Below are 16,840 nucleotides of genomic sequence, written 5' to 3' on the forward strand. Positions count from 1 at the left end.
TCATGACGCAGATCCTGATGCCCGCCCTCTCGCCCACCATGACCGAGGGCAAGCTCGCCCGCTGGCTCAAGAAGCAGGGCGACACCATCAAGGCCGGCGACGTGATCGCCGAGATCGAGACCGACAAGGCGACGATGGAGGTGGAAGCGGTGGACGAGGGCACGCTCACCTCGATCCTGGTGCCGGAAGGCACGGAGGCAGTGGCGGTGAACACGCCGATCGCCGAGCTGAACGGCGGCGCGGGGGCCGCGCCGGCGCCCGCCGCGCGCGAGCCCGCCGCGCCCCTGCCGAAGGCCGAGGACCACGGCGCCGTCGCCGCGACCGGCGCGGCGAAGAAGGAGGGCGCCGCCAGCATCCCCGCCCAGCCCGCCGCAGCCGCGCCCGAGAAGGATTGGGGCCCGACCAAGCCGATCACCGTGCGCGAGGCGCTGCGCGATGCCATGGCCGCCGAGATGCGCGCCGACCCCGACGTGTTCCTGATGGGCGAGGAGGTCGCGCAGTACCAGGGCGCCTACAAGATCAGCCAGGGCCTGCTCGAGGAATTCGGGCCGAAGCGCGTGATCGACATGCCGATCACGGAGCACGGCTTCACCGGCATGGCGGTCGGCGCCGCCTTCACCGGCCTGAAGCCCATCGTGGAGTTCATGACCTTCAACTTCTCGATGCAGGCGATCGACCACATCATCAATTCTGCCGCCAAGACCCTCTACATGTCCGGCGGCCAGCTCGGCTGCCCGATCACCTTCCGCGGCCCGAACGGCGCGGCGGCGCGCGTCGCCGCGCAGCACAGCCAGGAATACGCTTCCTGGTACGCGCATATCCCAGGGCTGAAGGTGATCGCGCCCTGGTCGGCGGCGGATGCGAAGGGCCTGCTGCGCGCCGCGATCCGCGACCCGAACCCGGTGATCTTCCTCGAGAACGAGATCCTGTACGGCCAGACCTTCGACTGTCCGACAGCCGAGGATTTCGTGCTGCCGATCGGCCAGGCGAAGGTGGAGCGCGAGGGCAGCGACGTCACGCTGGTGTCGTTCTCCATCACCGTCGGTCTCTGCATGCAGGCGGCCGAGGCCCTGGCGGCGCAGGGGATCAGCGCCGAGGTGATCAACCTCCGCACCATCCGCCCGCTCGACATCGCGACGATCGCGCGCAGCGTGCGCAAGACCAATCGCATCGTCACGGTGGAGGAAGGCTGGCCCTTCGCCGGCATCGGCTCCGAGATCGCGATGCAGGTGCTGGAGCACTGCTTCGACGACCTCGACGCCCCGCCGGTCCGCGTCTGCGGCGAGGACGTGCCGATGCCCTATGCCGCGAACCTCGAGAAGCTTGCCCTGCCGCGGCTCGAGCAGGTGGTCGAGGCCGTGCGCAAAGTGACGTACAAGTAAAGGGGGCGCGCACAGATGGCGACCAACATCCTGATGCCCGCGCTCTCGCCCACCATGACGGAGGGCACGCTCGCGCGCTGGCTCAAGAAGGAAGGTGACCAGGTCAAGGCCGGCGACATCATCGCCGAGATCGAGACCGACAAGGCGACGATGGAAGTCGAAGCCGTGGATGAGGGCATCCTCGGCAAGATCCTCGTCCCCGACGGCACGGCAAGCGTGAAGGTCAACGACGTGATCGCCGTGCTGGTCGAGCCCGGCGAGAAGGCGGATGTCGCTCCCGCCGCGAAGCCCGCCCCGGCCCCCGCCACGCCGAAGACCGAACCCGCACCGGCTGCCGCCGCCGCCACCGCGGCGACGCCGAGCGTGCCGACCGCGCCGAAGCCGAACGGCCAGGCCGCGCCGGCTTCAAGCGACCGCGTGATCGCCTCGCCGCTGGCGAAGCGCATGGCGCAGCAGGCAGGGCTGGACCTTTCCGGCGTCGTCGGTTCCGGCCCGAACGGCCGGGTCGTGAAGGCGGATGTGGAGGCTGCGCTGGCCAATGGCCCGGCGCCGAAGGCCGCGCCCGTCGCCCAGCCGGCCGCGGCCGCACCGGCGCCCGCGCCGAAGCCGGCGGCGCCCGCAGCGCCGATCACGGCGCCGCACCAGGCGGTGCCGCACAGCACGATGCGCAAGGTCATCGCTCGGCGGCTCTCTGAGTCCAAGCAGACCGTCCCGCACTTCTACGTCACGATGGACATCGAGCTGGACGCGCTGCTGAAGCTGCGCGGGCAGCTCAACGCGGCCTCGCCGAAGGACGGCCCGGGCGCCTTCAAGGTGTCGGTCAACGACCTGGTGATCAAGGCCGCGGCGGTGACGCTGCGGCGCATCCCGAAGGTCAACGCCTCCTGGACCGACGAGGCGACGATCCTCTACGACGACGTGGACATCTCGGTGGCGGTCAGCATCCCGGACGGCCTGATCACGCCGATCATCCGCAAGGCCGACCAGAAGGGCCTGGCCGCGATCAGCAACGAGATGAAGGACCTCGCCGCGCGGGCGAAGGCCGGCAAGCTGAAGCCCGAGGAATTCCAGGGCGGCGGCTTCAGCATCTCCAACATGGGGATGTACGGCGTCAGCGATTTCTCCGCCATCATCAACCCGCCGCAGGCCGGCATCCTGGCCGTCTCCGCCGGGCAGCAGCGGCCGGTGGTGAAGGACGGCGCGCTTGCCATCGCGACGGTGATGACCTGCACGCTCTCCGTGGATCACCGCATCGTGGACGGCGCGCTGGCGGCGGAGTGGATCGCCGAGTTCAAGCGCATCGTCGAGCAGCCGCTCAGCCTGATGCTGTAGGGCGATCGCAGAGGTGGTCGCTGCCCCCACCCAACCCTCCCCCGCACCGCGGGGGAGGGCTTTGTCTCCCTCCCCCGCGGTGCGGGGGAGGGTTGGGGTGGGGGCCTGTGCGCCATGACCCTCTCGCTTCGCGACGCCACCCCCGCAGACCTCCCCCTCGTGCTCCACTTCATCCGCGCGCTCGCCGACTACGAGCGCCTCTCGCACGAGGTCCGCGCCGATGAGGCGACACTCGGAAAATTCCTCTTCGGCGAACCCCGCCGCGCCGAGGCGCTGATCGCGCGCTGGAAGGACGAACCGGTCGGCTTCGCCGTCTGGTACTACTCCTTCTCGACCTTCGTCGGCCGCCCCTCGCTCTACATCGAGGATGTGTTCGTGAAGCCGGAAGCGCGGGGCAGGGGGATCGGCAAGGCGATCTTCCGAAACCTCGCGGCCCGCGCGCTGGCGCAGGGCTGCGGCCGGATGGAGTGGTCCGTGCTGGACTGGAACGCACCCTCCATCGCCTTCTATCGCAGCCTCGGTGCGAAGCCGCGCGATGGCTGGACGCTGCAGCAACTCACCGGCGAAGCGCTCAACGCGCTGGCCGCACGGCAAGGATAAGAACCATGGCCGAGAACTTCGATATTGTCGTCGTCGGTGGCGGCCCCGGCGGCTACGTCGCGGCGATCCGCGCCAGCCAGCTCGGCATGAAGACCGCGCTGGTGGAGCGCGAGAATCTCGGCGGCATCTGCCTCAACTGGGGCTGCATCCCGACCAAGGCGCTGCTGCGCGCGAGCGAGATCAACCACCTGCTGCACAGCCTCGACCAGTACGGCTTCGCCGCCGACAACATCCGCTTCGACTTCGCCAAGGTGATCAAGCGCAGCCGCGGCGTCGCCGGCCAGCTTTCCGGCGGCGTGAAGCACCTGATGAAGAAGAACAAGGTCACGGTGTTCGACGGCCACGGCAAGCTCGCCGGCCCCGGCAAGGTCAGCGTGAGCAAGGACGGCAAGCCGGTCGCCGATATCGCCGCGAAGCACATCATCCTCGCCACCGGCGCGCGGGCGCGCGTGATCCCGGGCATGGAGCCGGACGGCAAGCTGATCTGGACGTACCGCGAGGCGATGACCCCCACGGCGATGCCGAAGTCGCTGATCGTCGTCGGGTCCGGCGCGATCGGCAGCGAGTTCGCCAGCTTCTACCTCAACATGGGCGCCCAGTTGACGCTGGTCGAAGTCATGGACCGCATCCTGCCGGTGGAGGACGCCGAGATATCCGCCTTCGTCGCCAAATCCTTCACGAAGCAGGGCATGAAGCTGCTCACCGGCGCCCGCGTGCAGGGCGTGCGCAAGGGCGCGGACAACGTCACCGCCATCATCGAGGCCGGCGGCAAGGTGCAGGAGATCACCGCCGACCGCCTGATCTCCGCCGTCGGCATCGTCGGCAATGTCGAGGACATCGGGCTCGAGGGCACCAAGGTGAAGGTGGACCGCACCCATGTCGTCACCGACGCCTTCGGCAACACCGGCGAGCCCGGCGTCTATGCCATCGGCGACCTCACAGGCCCGCCCTGGCTGGCGCACAAGGCCTCCCACGAGGCGATCATCTGTGTCGAGGCCATCGCCGGGAAGCACCCGCATGCGATGGACGTGCTGAACATCCCCGGCTGCACCTACTGCCGCCCGCAGGTCGCCTCGGTGGGCCTGACGGAGGCTCGTGCCAAGGAACTCGGCCACGAGGTCCGCGTGGGCCGCTTCCCCTTCATCGGCAACGGCAAGGCCATCGCGATGGGCGAGCCCGAGGGCCTGGTGAAGACCGTCTTCGACGCCAAGACCGGCGAACTGCTGGGCGCCCACATGGTCGGCCCGGAGGTGACCGAGATGATCCAGGGCTACGGCATCGCCCGCACCCTGGAATCCACCGAGGCCGAGCTGATGCACACCGTCTTCCCCCACCCGACGGTCAGCGAGACGATGCATGAGTCGGTTCTGGACGCCTACGGCCGGGTTATCCATATCTAGGTCATGACCACCCGTCTCGAGATCGACCACCGTGCCGTGCGCACGGGTGCCGACCGGCACCCCGAGAAGGCGCATCGGCCCGACAACCCCATCCAGCGGAAGCCCGCCTGGATCCGGGTGAAGGCGCCCACCAGCCCGGTCTATCGCGAGACGCACGCGCTGATGCGCGCCAACGGCCTGGTCACGGTCTGTGAGGAAGCGGCCTGCCCGAACATCGGGGAGTGCTGGTCGCAGCGCCACGCCACCATGATGATCATGGGCGAGACCTGCACCCGCGCCTGTTCCTTCTGCAACGTCGCCACCGGCATCCCGAAGCCGCTCGACACCGACGAGCCGCGCCGGGTCGCCGATGCCGTTGCGAAGCTCGGCCTGCGCCATGTCGTCGTGACCAGCGTGGACCGCGACGACCTTCGCGATGGCGGCGCGGAGCATTTCGCGCAGACCATCCGCGCCATCCGCGACGCCGCGCCGGAGACCACCATCGAGATCCTGACGCCCGATTTCCTGCGCAAGGACGGCGCGCTGGAAGTCGTCGTCTCGGCGCGCCCCGACGTCTTCAACCACAATCTCGAGACGGTTCCCGCGCTCTATCCCACGATTCGACCCGGGGCGCGCTACTATCACTCGCTGCGCCTGCTGGACCGCGTGAAGCAGCTCGATCCCTCCATCTTCACCAAGTCCGGCCTGATGGTCGGCCTGGGCGAGAAGCGGATCGAGGTGCTGCAGGTGATGGACGATCTGCGGAGCGCGGAAGTGGATTTCCTCACCATCGGCCAGTACCTGCAGCCCACGGTGAAGCACGCCGCGGTGGACCGCTTCGTCACGCCGGAGGAATTCGCGGACTACGCGCAGGTCGCGCGGGGCAAGGGTTTTCTTCTCGTCTCCGCCACGCCGCTGACGCGCAGCTCCTATCACGCGGATCGGGACTTCGCGCAACTGCGTGCGGCGCGCGAGGCGCGGCTGAAGGCCGCCTGATGCCGACCCATGCCGAGAAGAAGGTGCTCCCCTACAGCTCGGAGCAGCTCTTCGACATGGTGGCCGATGTGCGCCGCTACCCGGAATTCCTGCCCTGGTGCGTCGGCGCGCGGGTGATCTCGCGCACCGAAGACGAGCTGATCGCGGACCTGACCATCGGCTTCAAGATGTTTCGCGAGACCTTCCGCAGCCAGGTCACGCTGGAGCGACCGCACCATGTGCATGTGCGCTACCTGAACGGCCCCTTCCGCTACCTGAACAACCACTGGCGCTTCGCGCCGGTGCCGAACGGAACCGAGGTGGATTTCTTCGTGGATTTTGAGTTCCGCTCGCGCCTGCTGCAGGCGGTGATCGGCACGGTGTTCAACGAGGCCGTGCGCCTGATGGTCCGCGCCTTCGAACGCCGCGCCTACATCCTGTATCGCCGCAGCGCGCCCCCCGCGGGCGAACCCGCGCCGCGGGAGGCCTGACCGCGGCCCGCGGCGTCAGCCGCGCGGCGCCGATTGCCCATCCGTGATCCGGCGGATCACCTCGCCCACCTGCACCATCTCCTGCGCGTAGTCCTGCGAGGCCTGCGCGAGGAAGCGGAACTGCGCCTCCATCATGCCCTTCACGTCGCCGACCGGCATGGAGGAGACGAACTCCATCTGCGCGCGCATGCGGCGGCCCGAGAAATCCAACATCTCCTGTGTGATCTGGGCCGCCATCTCGCTCAGCATCAGGTTGGCGGCGAAGGGGCTTTCCGGCAGCGCCGCGACGTGGGGCGCAGGCGCGGGCGCAGGCGTTTCGATACGCGACATCATTCACCCTCCTCATTCGCCGGCATCGCCGGCGGCGGCGAGGTAAGGCCCGCTTCGCGGCGCGCGCAATGCGTCGAATTGGCCGCCACGCTGCGGCAAAGCGGCCACGCCTTGCCCTTGCGGAAGGCTCGCGAAATCGCGATGCGCTGTGCGTCAGAGGAACGCCAGGCCGGCCACGCCGCCCGCGGCCAGCACCCACAGCAGGTTCAGCTCCGTCCGCCACACCAGCAGGGCCGCGACGACCGCGACGGCAAGCCCGACAAGTTGCGCCGCCGCCGCCTGCGCCATGATGAGGCCGGAGGCGAGGATCAGCCCGATCGCGATCGGCACCAGCCCCGCCCGTACCGCCTTCAGCCAGGGCTTCGCGGCCAGCCGCTCCGTCACGCCCGCCACCCACCAGGCCAGCCCCCAGGCCGGCGCGACGATGCCGAGGAAGGCGGCCCCCATCCCCGCCGGCCCCGCGATCACCCAGCCCAGCGCCGCGGCCACCAGGATGTTCGGCCCCGGCGCGGCCTGCGCCAGCGCGTAGACCTGCGCGAAGGTCGCACTGTCCAGCCAGCCATGGATCTCCACGATCTGGCGGTGCATCTCCGGCACCACGGCATTCGCGCCGCCGACCGCCAGCAGCGACAGCGTGCCGAAGGTCAGCAGCAGGGAGAGCAGAACGCCGCCCATCAGCCGCGCGCCTTCTGGCGGCGCAGCGCGGCGCCGACGGCGAAGGGCGCCAGCAGCAGCACGATCAGCGGCAGCGGCAGGCGCAGCCAAGCGGCCGCGGCCGTCGCCAGCAGCCCGATCACCACCATCTCCGGCGGCGGCCGCAATTTCTGGCCCATCTTCACCGCCGTGCCGACCACCATGCCCGCCGCCGCCGCGGCGATGCCGTGCATGAAGCTGTCCACGCGCGGATCGTCCGCGACGCTGCCATAGACCAGCAGCAGCCCGGTCAGCAGCACCAGCGGCACCGCGTAGAAGCCGCTGCTCGCCGCCAGCGCGCCGGTGAAGCCGTGGAAGCGCCGGCCGAGCATCACCGAGGTGTTCCCCACATTCGGCCCCGGCAGCACCTGCCCGGCGGCGAGCATCTCGGCGTAGTCGCGCTCCGACAACCAGCGCTTCTCCTCCACCACCACTTGGCGCGCGAGCGCCGCGGCGCCGCCGAAGCCGAACAGCCCGACGCGGGTGAAGGCCAGGAACAGCTGCAGCCGCGTCGGCGGCGGCGCGAGGTCGGTCATGCGGAATCTCCCCCCGCCATGATGGGCAGGCGCCGCGCGCCGCGGAAGCCGGTGCCGGGCGTTGACCGGACATGCCATGCGGCGCCATGCCACGCGCCCGAAGGAGAGATGCGATGCCGAGCCGCAGCCTTGTCGCCGTCCATCCCGCGATGCGCGACGACATCGGGGACCTCGTCACCCGCCGCCCGCTGCCGGGGCCGGGGCTCGATCAGGTGGACCCCTTCCTGTTCCTGAACCATCACGGTCCGCAGACCTACAGGCCGGGCAACCAGGGCCTGCCCTTCGGCCCGCATCCGCATCGCGGCTTCGAGACGGTGACCTTCATCCTGGAGGGCGAGCTCGCCCATCTCGACAGCGGCGGGCATGAGAGCGTGATCCGCGCCGGCGGCGTGCAGTGGATGACGGCGGGCAGGGGCCTCGTCCATGCCGAGGTCTCACCCGAGAGTTTCAAGCGCGCCGGCGGGCCGATGGAAATCCTGCAGCTCTGGGTGAACCTGCCGGGCCGGCTGAAGATGACCGCGCCCGCCTATACCGGCCTGCAGCGCGAGGACATCCCGCTGGTCGAGGCCGATGACGGCCGCGTGCGGATCGAGCTGATCTCCGGCACCTGGGAGGGCCACAAGGGCGCCTTCGAATCGCTCACCGGCGTGGCGATGACCGTGCTGCGCCTGGCGCCCGGCGGGCGCGTCAGCGCGCCGGCGCCGCAGGGCCGCAACGTCTTTCTCTACGTCGTCGCCGGCACGCTGGAGGTGGCGGGGACGCCGGTGCCGAAGTTCAACCTCGTCGAGCTCGCCGATGACGGCGACAGCGTTGCGCTCGTCGCCGGTGCGGAAGGCGCCGTCGCGCTGTTCGGCCATGCCGCGCCGCTGAGCGAGCCGGTCGTCGCGCACGGCCCCTTCGTGATGAACACGCGCGAGGAGATCGTCGCGGCGGTGCGCGACTACCAGGCCGGGCGCTTCGGCACGCTGTCGTAGCGTCCGGCGCGGAAGCTGCGTTAGCATCGCGCATGCTCCGCCGCGCCCTCCTGCCGCTCGCCGCCGCTGCCTGGCTGCCGCTGCCCGCTTTGGCCGCGCGCACCCGCGTGGGGGAGGTGACGCAGCTCGATGGCTCGGCGGTCGCGCTCTTTTCCGGCGAGCCGCCGCGGACGCTCGCGCCCGCCGCGCCGATCATGATCGAGGACCTGCTCAGCACCGGCCCGGCGACGCGCTTCGCCTGCCGGCTGGAAGGCGGGCAGGAACTGCGGCTCGGCGAGAATGCCAGCCTGCGGGTGGACCGCGCGGCACTGCGCGGCGCGCGGCCCGGCACGGCGATCCGCAACTTCGGCGGCGCGGTGCTGATGGACCTGCCACCAGCGGAGACCGGCGCGCGGCGCGGCGCGACCACGCTGACCCTGCCCTGGGCCGCGATTGGCGTGCGCGGCACGCGCTTCTTCGCGGGCACGCTGGATGGCCGCAACGCGGTCTTCGTGGAGCGCGGCCAGGTCGCGGTCTCGGCCGCCGGCGCGACGGCCGTGCTCACCGAAGGGGAGGGCGTGGACGTGGCCGAGGGCGGTCCGCCCGGCCCCGTCACGCGCTGGGGCGCGCCGCGCATCGCGCGCGCCCTTGCGCTGGTGACCTAGGACAGCGGCCGCACCTCCCACTGCCCCGGCAGCCCGCGCAGCGCGAAGCGGCCGAGCGGCGGCGGCAGGGAGGGGTCCTCGATCGCCGCCACCAACGCCCGCCGGCCGAGTTCCTTGCCGAGTTCCTGCAGCCGCGCCGCCATGTTCGCCGCATCGCCGCACACCGCCCAGGTGAGGCGTGAGCCGCCGATCTCGCCCGCCAGCACCTCGCCCGCCGCGACGCCGATCCGCGTCTCGCCCCAGCCCAGCGCGGCGGCCTCCGGCGTGGCCCGGAACGCCTCGGCGAAGCGGTCCACCGCGCGCGCCGCGGCCAGCGCCCGCGCCGCGTGATCGGCCTGCGGCAGCGGCGCGCCGAACACGCCGAGCACGCTGTCGCCGATCAGCCGCTCCAGCGTCGCGCCCTCGGCCAGCATCGCCGCCTCGATCCCGGCGAGATAGGCGTTGAGCGCCGGCACCAGCGAGCCCGGTGCGGTCCGGTTCACCATGGCGGAGAAGCCGGCCAGGTCGGTCATCACCACCGCCACATTGCAGCGCTCCGGCCGCAGCCGCTCCGCCTCGGGCAATGCGAGCAGGCGGTCGGCGACGCCGGTCGGCAGGCGATGCGCGAAGCGGGCGAGCAGCGCAGAGCGCTCCCGCGCGAGGCGCAGCGCCGCCGCGGCCGCCTCCGCCACGCCGCCGAGCAGGGCCGCCACTGCCGGCAGCACCGGGTCGAGCAACAGCGGCCCGAAGCGCAGCACCGCGGCGGCCGCACCGACCCAGCCGAGGGCGAGCAGCGCCGCCAGCACCAGCCCCGCGCCGCTGCGCCACCGCACCAGCACCGCCGCGACGGCGCCGAGCAGCAACGCGGCCAGCGCCTCGGCCATGGCGCCGCCTGGCGGGCGGCTGGGCTGCCAGCCCGCCACGATCTGCGCCGCCGCCTCTGCCTGCAGGCGCAGGGAGGGGGTGAAGGGGCCGAAGACGGAGCCGCGCAACGCCGCGGCACCCGGCGCCGTGACGCCGATCACCGCCAGCCGCCCGCGCAGCGCCTCCGGCCCCAGCGCGCCGTCGAGCAGCGCGGTGGCGGGCAGCATGGGCACGGTCTCGCGCGCCGGATGCAGGCGCAGCAGGCCGTCCGGCGGGAAGTCCAGCACCAGCGGCCCGACCTCCAGCCGCATCGGTGCGCCGCCGCGCAGCAGCAGCGTCCGCTCGCCGAGCGCGCTCGCGATGGCCGCGAGGGCCAGGCCCGGCGCCGCCGTCGCCTCCGCCCCCGGCGCGCCGAGCCGCACCAGCAGGGGCGCGGCGCGCACCACCTCGCCCGGCAGGCCCGCGAAGGCCGAGGGCACGCCGCCGATCGCCGGCGGCGCCAGGCCCGGCAGCAGCGCCACGCCGGCCAGATCGGGCCCGCCGAGCTGCGCGACCCCGAATCCCGCCGCCGCGCGCGGCCCGGCGAGCGCCGCCTGCACGGTCGGGACGAGGCCCAGCGCCTCGGCCAGGGCGGCATCGCCCGCCGCAGGCTCCTCCACGACGATGTCGAGCGCGACCGCTGCCGCGCCGGCCTCTGCGACCGCCGTGACCAGGGCGGCGAGCTTCTCGCGCGGCCAGGGCCAGGGCCCCTCCGCTTCGAGCGAGGCCTCGTCCACCGCCACCGCCACCACCGGCGCGGCGGGTTCCGAGGGCCGGGGGACCAGCGCCATCAGCCGGTCGGTCGCGGCCTCCCGGATGTCCGCCGCAGGGCCGGGCGCCAGCAGCGCGGCCAGCGCCAGCAGCGCAGCGGCGGCAGCGCCCGCCTTCACCCGCCGGCGGCCAGCCCGCGCAGCCCCGCAGGATCGCTGAGCCTCAGACCGGCGCGCACCGGCTCGATCAGCCCGCGGCCGCGGAACTCGGCCAGCACGGCATTCACCTTGGGCCGCGTCGCGGCGACCAGCGCGGCGATCTGGCCCTGCGGCAGGCGCACCAGGCCGGAGGGATCAGCCGCGGCAAGCTGCAGCAGCGCCATCGCCACGCGCTCCGGCAGGCTGCGCAGCCCGACCGCCTCGGCCTGGTCCGTGGTGCGCCGCAGCCGGGCGGCCAGGGTGCGCAGCAACGCGGCCGCGACCGCCGCGTCCTCGCCGATGATCCGTGCCGCATCGGCATGGCGCAGCAGCAGCGCGCGCACCGGCGTCAGCGCGGTGGCGTCCGCGCTGCGCGGCCCGCCATCGATCAGCGCGATCTCGCCCAGCGGCTCGCCCGGCCCGATCAGGCCGAGGGTGAGTTCCCGCCCCGCCTCGGTGGAGAGATGGATCCGCACCAGCCCGTCCACCACGACGACCAGCCCTTCGCCGGGATCGCCCCGACGGAACAGCAGCGCCCCGACGTCGTGCCGGACCGGCCGCGCGATGGCGGCCAGACGGTCGAGCGCGGCGTCGGGAACGCCGCCGAGGAAGGGCAGGCGGCCGAGCAGCCGCCTTGTCTCGGGATCAGGCACGGGGCGGGAGCATGCCCGGCGCGGCGCATCCTCGCCAAGCGGCCGCGCCGGCGGTGGCTCAGCCCGGCAGCAGCACCGTCGCCGCGGCCTGCGCGGCGATGCCCTCGCCGCGGCCGGGAAAGCCGAGGCGCTCGGTGGTCGTCGCCTTCACCGAGATCCGGTCGATGCCGACGCCCAGCAATTCCGCCAGCCGCGTCCGCATCGCCTCCGCGTGGGGCGTGATCTTCGGCCGCTCGCAGATCAGCGTGACATCGGCATTGGCCAGCACGCCGCCGCGCGCTGCGATGCGCTCGGCGGCATGGCGCAGGAAGCGGGCGCTGTCGGCGTCCTTCCACTCGGCCTCGGAAGGGGGGAACCAGCGCCCGATGTCGCCCTCGGCCAGCGCGCCATAGATCGCGTCGCAGAGCGCGTGGATGCCGACATCGGCATCCGAATGGCCCGACAGGCCGAAGGGGCCGGGCACCACCACGCCGCACAGCACCATCGGCCGGTCCGGCACGATGCGGTGGACATCGAAGCCGGTTCCCATGCGGGGCATCATCCCGGCCAGCATCGTCGCCTCCATCCGCCGCAGATCCTCCGGCCAGGTGATCTTGATGTTCGAGTCGTGCCCGGGAACCAGCGCCACCGGAAGCCCGGCGGCTTCCAGCACCTGCGCGTCGTCGGTGACCTCGCCCGCCAGGATGCGATGGGCGGCGAGCAGCGCGGCGTATCGGAAGGCCTGCGGCGTCTGGGCACGGAACAGCCCGTCCCGCGGCACCGTCGCCGCGATTCGCCGGGCCTCGCCGCGCTTGAGGGTATCCGCCACGGGCAGGGCGGGGATCGCGCCCGGCGCCTGTTGCAGCGCGGCGAGCAGGGCAGGGACCGTGCCCGGCGGCACCACGGGCCGCGCCGCGTCATGCACCAGCACGAAGTCGGGCGGGTCGGCCTCCAGCGCCGCGAGCCCCGCCAGCACGCTGGCCTGCCGCGTCGCCCCGCCCGCCACCGGCTTCAGGCAGGGCAGCCCTTCGAGCATGCCGGCCAGCAGCGCCTCGTCCCCCGGCGGGGCGACGGGCTGGATGGCGGCGACGCCGCCTTCCCGCAGCAGCGCCTCGGCGGCGTGGCGCAGCACGGGGCGGCCGAGCAGGGGCAGGAACTGCTTGGGCAATTCGGCCCCGAAGCGGGTGCCGCGACCCGCCGCGACCAGCAAGGCAATGGTTCTCATCGCGGCGATGCTAGCCGCCTGCCCGGCCCTTCGGGAGGGCGTCCAGACCTGCCCGCATATTCGGCAGATGCATCCGGATCTGCTCAACGGGAGTGGACGAAACCCGAATTGAACGCTACTCCGCCCAAATCATGAGCATTGCAAAGCCGGAAGGGGGGATCCATCCACTCCCCGCCATCGACCTCGGCGGGGCCAGGATCGAGACGCCCGTCATCCTCGCGCCGATGTCGGGCGTGACCGACCTGCCGTTCCGCCGCCTGTCGCGCGGCCTCGGCACCGGCCTCGTCGTCTCCGAGATGATCGCCTCCAACGCGATGGTGCGGGAGAACCGCAACACGCTGAAGATGGCCGAAGTGGACGGCTTCGGCGCGCCGTCCTCCGTGCAGCTTGCCGGCTGCGATCCGCAGGTGATGGCGGAGGCCGCGCGGCTCGCCGTGGATCGCGGCGCCGCCATCGTGGACATCAATTTCGGCTGCCCGGTGAAGAAAGTGGCACTCGGCCAGCAGGCAGGCTCCGCGCTGATGCGCGACGAGATTGCGGCCGCGCGCATCCTGGAAGCGACGGTGAAGGCCGTCTCCGTGCCGGTGACGCTCAAGATGCGCATGGGCTGGGACCACAAGAGCCTCAATGCGCCGCGGCTGGCGAAGATCGCCGAGGAATGCGGCATCCGCCTCGTCACCGTCCATGGCCGCACCCGGCAGATGTTCTACACCGGCACCGCCGACTGGGACTTCGTGCGGCAGGTGAAGGAGGCGGTGCGCCTTCCCGTCATCGTCAATGGCGACATCCTGGGGCCGGAGGACGCGGCCGAGGCGCTGCGCCGGTCCGGCGCCGACGGCGTGATGATCGGCCGCGGCTGCTACGGCCGCCCCTGGCTGCCGCGCCTCGTCGCCGAGCAGCTGCGCAGCGGCCAACCCGTGCCCGAGCCCGACCTCGCGGAGCAGCTCGCGACGCTGCTGGCGCATTACGAGGGCATGCTGGCGCATCACGGCCGCGATCCCGGCCTGCGCCTCGCGCGCAAGCACGTCGCCTGGTACTCCAAGGGCCTGCCCGGCTCCGCCGAGTTCCGCGCCGAGGTGAACCGCCTGCACGAGGTGGAGGCGGTGCTCGACCTGATCCGCCGCTTCTACGAGCCGCTGGTCGAACGCGGCGTCACGCGCGAGCGCGCCGTGCGCGAGGCCGCCGCCGATGCGGAGCTGATGGCCGCATGAGGGCCGGCCTGCTCGCTCGCCGCCAGGCACCGCCAGCCCCGGTGGCTGCCCCCGCCGTGCCCGATGCCATCGCCATCCTGGGCGCCCTGCCGGTGCCGGCCGTCGCGCTGGATGGCGAGGACCGCTTCCTCTTCGCCAACCCCGCCGCCGAGCTGTTCTTCCAGCTCTCCGCGCCGTCGCTGACCGCGCTCTCGCTGCGCGACCTGCTGCCCGAGGACAACCGCCTGTTCGGCCTGCTGGACCAGGTGCGCCGCTACGAGGCGCCGGTCTATGACCACGACCTCGCGCTCGAAAGCCCCCGCCTGCGGCGCTTCGGCGTCGCGGCGCAGGGCGCGCCGCTGCCCGAGCTGCCGGGTGGCGTGGTGCTGACGCTGCAGGACGCCTCCACCGCGCAGATGCTCGACCGCCAGCTGAATTTCCGCGGCGCGGCCCGCGGTGCGAGCGCCATGGCGGCGATGCTCGCGCATGAAGTGAAGAACCCGCTCTCCGGCATTCGCGGCGCGGCGCAGCTTCTGGAACTCGGCGCAGCGGAATCCGACCGCGAGCTCTGCCAGCTCATCCAGGACGAGGCCGACCGCATCAAGAACCTGGTCGAGCGCATGGACATGTTCTCCGAGCGCCCGATCGAGTGCGCCGAGGTCAACATCCATGAGGTGCTGGACCATGTCCGGCGCATCGCGCTCTCGGGCTTTGCCGCCGGGCTGCGCGTGGCGCAGGACTACGATCCCTCCCTGCCGCCGGTCTGGGGAAACCGCGACCAGCTTGTGCAGATCCTGCTCAATCTGGTGAAGAACGCGGCAGAAGCCGTTGATCCGCGAGAGGGCGAGATCCAGCTCCTCACCGCCTATCACCACGGCGTGCGCATCGCCGTGCCCGGCAGCGCCGAACGCGTGCACCTGCCGCTGACCGTGATGGTGCGCGACAACGGACCGGGAATCGCCGAGGAGGTCCGCGCCACGCTGTTCGAGCCCTTCGTCACGACGAAGCGCGGCGGCCAAGGCCTGGGACTTGCATTGGTCGCGAAGCTGGTCACCGACCAGGGCGGGCTGATCGAATGCGACAGCCGCCCGGGCCGCACGACCTTCCGCCTGTCCCTTCCGGCACCTCCCCGCCGCGCCGACCACGGAGCCACGACATGAGCGAAGTTGTCACGGCACCACCGCCCGCCCAGGCCGCCACGCGCACCATCCTGATCGCCGACGACGACCGCGCGATCCGCACCGTGCTGAGCCAGGCGCTCGGCCGCTCGGGCTACCATGTCCGCGCCACCTCCTCGGCCTCGACGCTCTGGCGCTGGGTGGAGGACGGGGAAGGCGACCTCGTCATCACCGACGTGGTGATGCCGGACGAGAACGGGCTCGACCTGGTGCCGCGCATCCGCCGCGTGCGGCCCGACCTGCGCGTGCTGGTGATGAGCGCGCAATCCACCTTCTCGACGGCGCTGAAGGCCACGCAGCGCGGCGCCTTCGACTACCTGCCGAAGCCCTTCGACCTGAAGGAGCTGCTCGCCGTCGTCGCGCGCGCGCTCGCCGCGCCGACGGCCAGCGAGACACCGGAGGGCGAGGAGCAGGAGGAACGCCTGCCGCTGGTCGGCCGCAGCCCGGCGATGCAGGAGATCTACCGCACCGTCGCGCGCCTCACGACCACCGACCTCACGGTGATGATCACCGGCGAGTCGGGCACCGGGAAGGAGCTGGTGGCCCGCGCCCTGCATGACTACGGCCGCCGCCGCTCCGGGCCTTTCGTCGCGATCAACATGGCCGCGATCCCGCGCGAGCTGATCGAATCGGAGCTGTTCGGGCATGAGCGTGGCGCCTTCACTGGCGCGCTGAACCGCGGCGTCGGCCGCTTCGAGCAGGCGGCCGGCGGCACGCTGTTTCTCGACGAGATCGGCGACATGCCGCCCGAGGCGCAGACCCGCCTGCTGCGCGTGCTGCAGGAAGGCGAGTTCACCACCGTCGGCGGGCGCCAGCCGATCAAGGCGAATGTCCGCATCGTCGCCGCCACGCATCGCGACCTGCGCCAGGCGATCCGCGCCGGGCAGTTCCGCGAGGACCTGTTCTACCGCCTGAACGTCGTGCCGATCCGCCTGCCGCCGCTGCGCGAGCGGATCGAGGACATCCCGCTGCTCGCCCGTCACTTCCTCGAGCGCGCGCGCAATGCGGGCCTGCCCGGCAAGCAGCTCGACGCCGGCGCGATGGAGCGGCTGAAGGCGCATCCCTGGCCCGGCAACGCCCGCGAGCTCGAGAATCTGATGCGCCGCCTCGCCGCGCTCTACCCGCAGGAGGTGATCGGGGCGGATGCGGTCGCGGCGGAGCTTGCGGAAGCGACCGCCCCGGCCGAGGATGCGCCTCGCGCCCCGGAGACGCTGGAGCAGGCGGTGGAGCGCCATCTCGGCGGCTTCATGGCGGCGCACAAGGACGGGATGCCCGTGCGCGACCTCTATGACCGCGTGCTGGCCGAGGTGGAGCGGCCGCTGCTGCGCCTCGCGCTCAGCGCCACGCGGGGCAACCAGATCAAGGCGGCGGCGATGCTCGGCCTGAACCGCAACACCTTGCGCAAGAAGCTGCGGGACCTCGACCTGCCCGTGGTGCGCGGCTTGCCGTGAGCGGAACGGCCGGGCCGGGGAACCGCCGGATCGGCGAC

General features: G+C 72.2%; 17 protein-coding genes. 11 read left to right on the forward strand and 6 right to left on the reverse strand.

Annotated features, from left to right (window positions below; translation table 11 throughout):
- The first annotated feature begins 2 nt into the window (after positions 1 to 2).
- The 6 genes from DFH01_RS13150 (at position 3) to DFH01_RS13175 (ending at position 6,159) form a co-directional block, all read left to right on the forward strand.
- The gene (locus DFH01_RS13150) at positions 3 to 1,382 is read left to right on the forward strand and encodes a pyruvate dehydrogenase complex E1 component subunit beta (protein ID WP_109870941.1); all 1,380 of its coding nucleotides are present in this window, start codon (positions 3 to 5) and stop codon (positions 1,380 to 1,382) included.
- A 15-nt stretch (positions 1,383 to 1,397) separates the two neighbouring features.
- On the forward strand, positions 1,398 to 2,714 hold the full coding sequence (locus DFH01_RS13155) for a pyruvate dehydrogenase complex dihydrolipoamide acetyltransferase (protein WP_109870942.1): 1,317 nt from the start codon (positions 1,398 to 1,400) through the stop codon (positions 2,712 to 2,714).
- Positions 2,715 to 2,828: 114 nt separating this feature from the next.
- The gene (locus DFH01_RS13160) at positions 2,829 to 3,314 is read left to right on the forward strand and encodes a GNAT family N-acetyltransferase (protein ID WP_109870943.1); all 486 of its coding nucleotides are present in this window, start codon (positions 2,829 to 2,831) and stop codon (positions 3,312 to 3,314) included.
- 5 nt (positions 3,315 to 3,319) lie between these two features.
- Entirely contained in the window at positions 3,320 to 4,714 is a 1,395-nt protein-coding gene (gene lpdA, locus DFH01_RS13165; RefSeq protein ID WP_109870944.1) for a dihydrolipoyl dehydrogenase, read from the forward strand.
- A gap of 3 nt (positions 4,715 to 4,717) precedes the next feature.
- Complete coding sequence (gene lipA / locus DFH01_RS13170; protein ID WP_109870945.1) at positions 4,718 to 5,689, forward strand: lipoyl synthase; 972 nt, start codon at positions 4,718 to 4,720, stop codon at positions 5,687 to 5,689.
- On the forward strand, positions 5,689 to 6,159 hold the full coding sequence (locus tag DFH01_RS13175) for a type II toxin-antitoxin system RatA family toxin (RefSeq protein WP_109870946.1): 471 nt from the start codon (positions 5,689 to 5,691) through the stop codon (positions 6,157 to 6,159). The genes lipA and DFH01_RS13175 overlap by 1 nt, the downstream gene beginning before the upstream one ends.
- A 15-nt stretch (positions 6,160 to 6,174) precedes the next feature.
- On the opposite strand, the gene DFH01_RS13180 is transcribed toward DFH01_RS13175, so the two are convergent.
- The 3 genes from DFH01_RS13180 to DFH01_RS13190 form a co-directional block, all read right to left on the reverse strand.
- Complete coding sequence (locus tag DFH01_RS13180; RefSeq protein WP_158287747.1) at positions 6,175 to 6,489, reverse strand: hypothetical protein; 315 nt, start codon at positions 6,487 to 6,489, stop codon at positions 6,175 to 6,177.
- Between the two features lie 153 nt (positions 6,490 to 6,642).
- Positions 6,643 to 7,164: a chromate transporter gene (locus tag DFH01_RS13185; RefSeq protein ID WP_109870948.1), complete on the reverse strand. Its 522-nt coding sequence runs from the start codon at positions 7,162 to 7,164 to the stop codon at positions 6,643 to 6,645.
- Positions 7,164 to 7,718, reverse strand: a complete 555-nt coding sequence (locus DFH01_RS13190) for a chromate transporter (RefSeq protein ID WP_158287748.1) — start codon at positions 7,716 to 7,718, stop codon at positions 7,164 to 7,166. Before DFH01_RS13190 ends, DFH01_RS13185 begins: the two co-directional genes overlap by 1 nt.
- A gap of 113 nt (positions 7,719 to 7,831) precedes the next feature.
- Here DFH01_RS13190 and DFH01_RS13195 point away from each other — a divergent pair, with 113 nt between their 5' ends.
- Positions 7,832 to 8,692, forward strand: a complete 861-nt coding sequence (locus DFH01_RS13195; RefSeq protein ID WP_109870950.1) for a pirin family protein — start codon at positions 7,832 to 7,834, stop codon at positions 8,690 to 8,692.
- A 32-nt stretch (positions 8,693 to 8,724) separates the two neighbouring features.
- Positions 8,725 to 9,336 carry a FecR domain-containing protein gene (locus DFH01_RS13200; RefSeq protein WP_109870951.1) on the forward strand — a complete coding sequence of 204 codons (612 nt, stop codon included), beginning with the start codon at positions 8,725 to 8,727 and terminating at the stop codon, positions 9,334 to 9,336.
- On the opposite strand, the gene DFH01_RS13205 is transcribed toward DFH01_RS13200, so the two are convergent.
- Genes DFH01_RS13205 through DFH01_RS13215 form a run of 3 tightly spaced genes read right to left on the reverse strand, consistent with a single transcriptional unit; the run spans position 9,333 to position 12,983 of the window.
- Positions 9,333 to 11,108: a CHASE2 domain-containing protein gene (locus DFH01_RS13205; RefSeq protein ID WP_109870952.1), complete on the reverse strand. Its 1,776-nt coding sequence runs from the start codon at positions 11,106 to 11,108 to the stop codon at positions 9,333 to 9,335. The two genes, DFH01_RS13200 and DFH01_RS13205, sit on opposite strands and share 4 nt — an antisense overlap.
- Positions 11,105 to 11,779, reverse strand: a complete 675-nt coding sequence (locus DFH01_RS13210; protein WP_109870953.1) for a Crp/Fnr family transcriptional regulator — start codon at positions 11,777 to 11,779, stop codon at positions 11,105 to 11,107. The genes DFH01_RS13205 and DFH01_RS13210 overlap by 4 nt, the downstream gene beginning before the upstream one ends.
- A 58-nt stretch (positions 11,780 to 11,837) precedes the next feature.
- Positions 11,838 to 12,983: a bifunctional 2-C-methyl-D-erythritol 4-phosphate cytidylyltransferase/2-C-methyl-D-erythritol 2,4-cyclodiphosphate synthase gene (locus DFH01_RS13215; RefSeq protein WP_109870954.1), complete on the reverse strand. Its 1,146-nt coding sequence runs from the start codon at positions 12,981 to 12,983 to the stop codon at positions 11,838 to 11,840.
- A 131-nt stretch (positions 12,984 to 13,114) separates the two neighbouring features.
- Between DFH01_RS13215 and dusB the strand changes: the two genes are divergently transcribed.
- From dusB to ntrC, 3 genes are read left to right on the forward strand one after another with little or no spacing between them, the layout of a single operon-like run.
- The gene (gene dusB / locus DFH01_RS13220; RefSeq protein ID WP_109870955.1) at positions 13,115 to 14,194 is read left to right on the forward strand and encodes a tRNA dihydrouridine synthase DusB; all 1,080 of its coding nucleotides are present in this window, start codon (positions 13,115 to 13,117) and stop codon (positions 14,192 to 14,194) included.
- Positions 14,191 to 15,333 (forward strand): two-component system sensor histidine kinase NtrB, encoded by a 1,143-nt coding sequence (locus tag DFH01_RS13225; protein ID WP_109870956.1) that lies wholly within the window; start codon positions 14,191 to 14,193, stop codon positions 15,331 to 15,333. The genes dusB and DFH01_RS13225 overlap by 4 nt, the downstream gene beginning before the upstream one ends.
- On the forward strand, positions 15,330 to 16,802 hold the full coding sequence (ntrC, locus tag DFH01_RS13230) for a nitrogen regulation protein NR(I) (RefSeq protein ID WP_109870957.1): 1,473 nt from the start codon (positions 15,330 to 15,332) through the stop codon (positions 16,800 to 16,802). Before DFH01_RS13225 ends, ntrC begins: the two co-directional genes overlap by 4 nt.
- The last annotated feature ends 38 nt before the right edge of the window (positions 16,803 to 16,840 follow it).

The sequence above is a fragment of the Falsiroseomonas bella genome (assembly GCF_003173615.1).
GTDB lineage: Bacteria > Pseudomonadota > Alphaproteobacteria > Acetobacterales > Acetobacteraceae > Falsiroseomonas > Falsiroseomonas bella.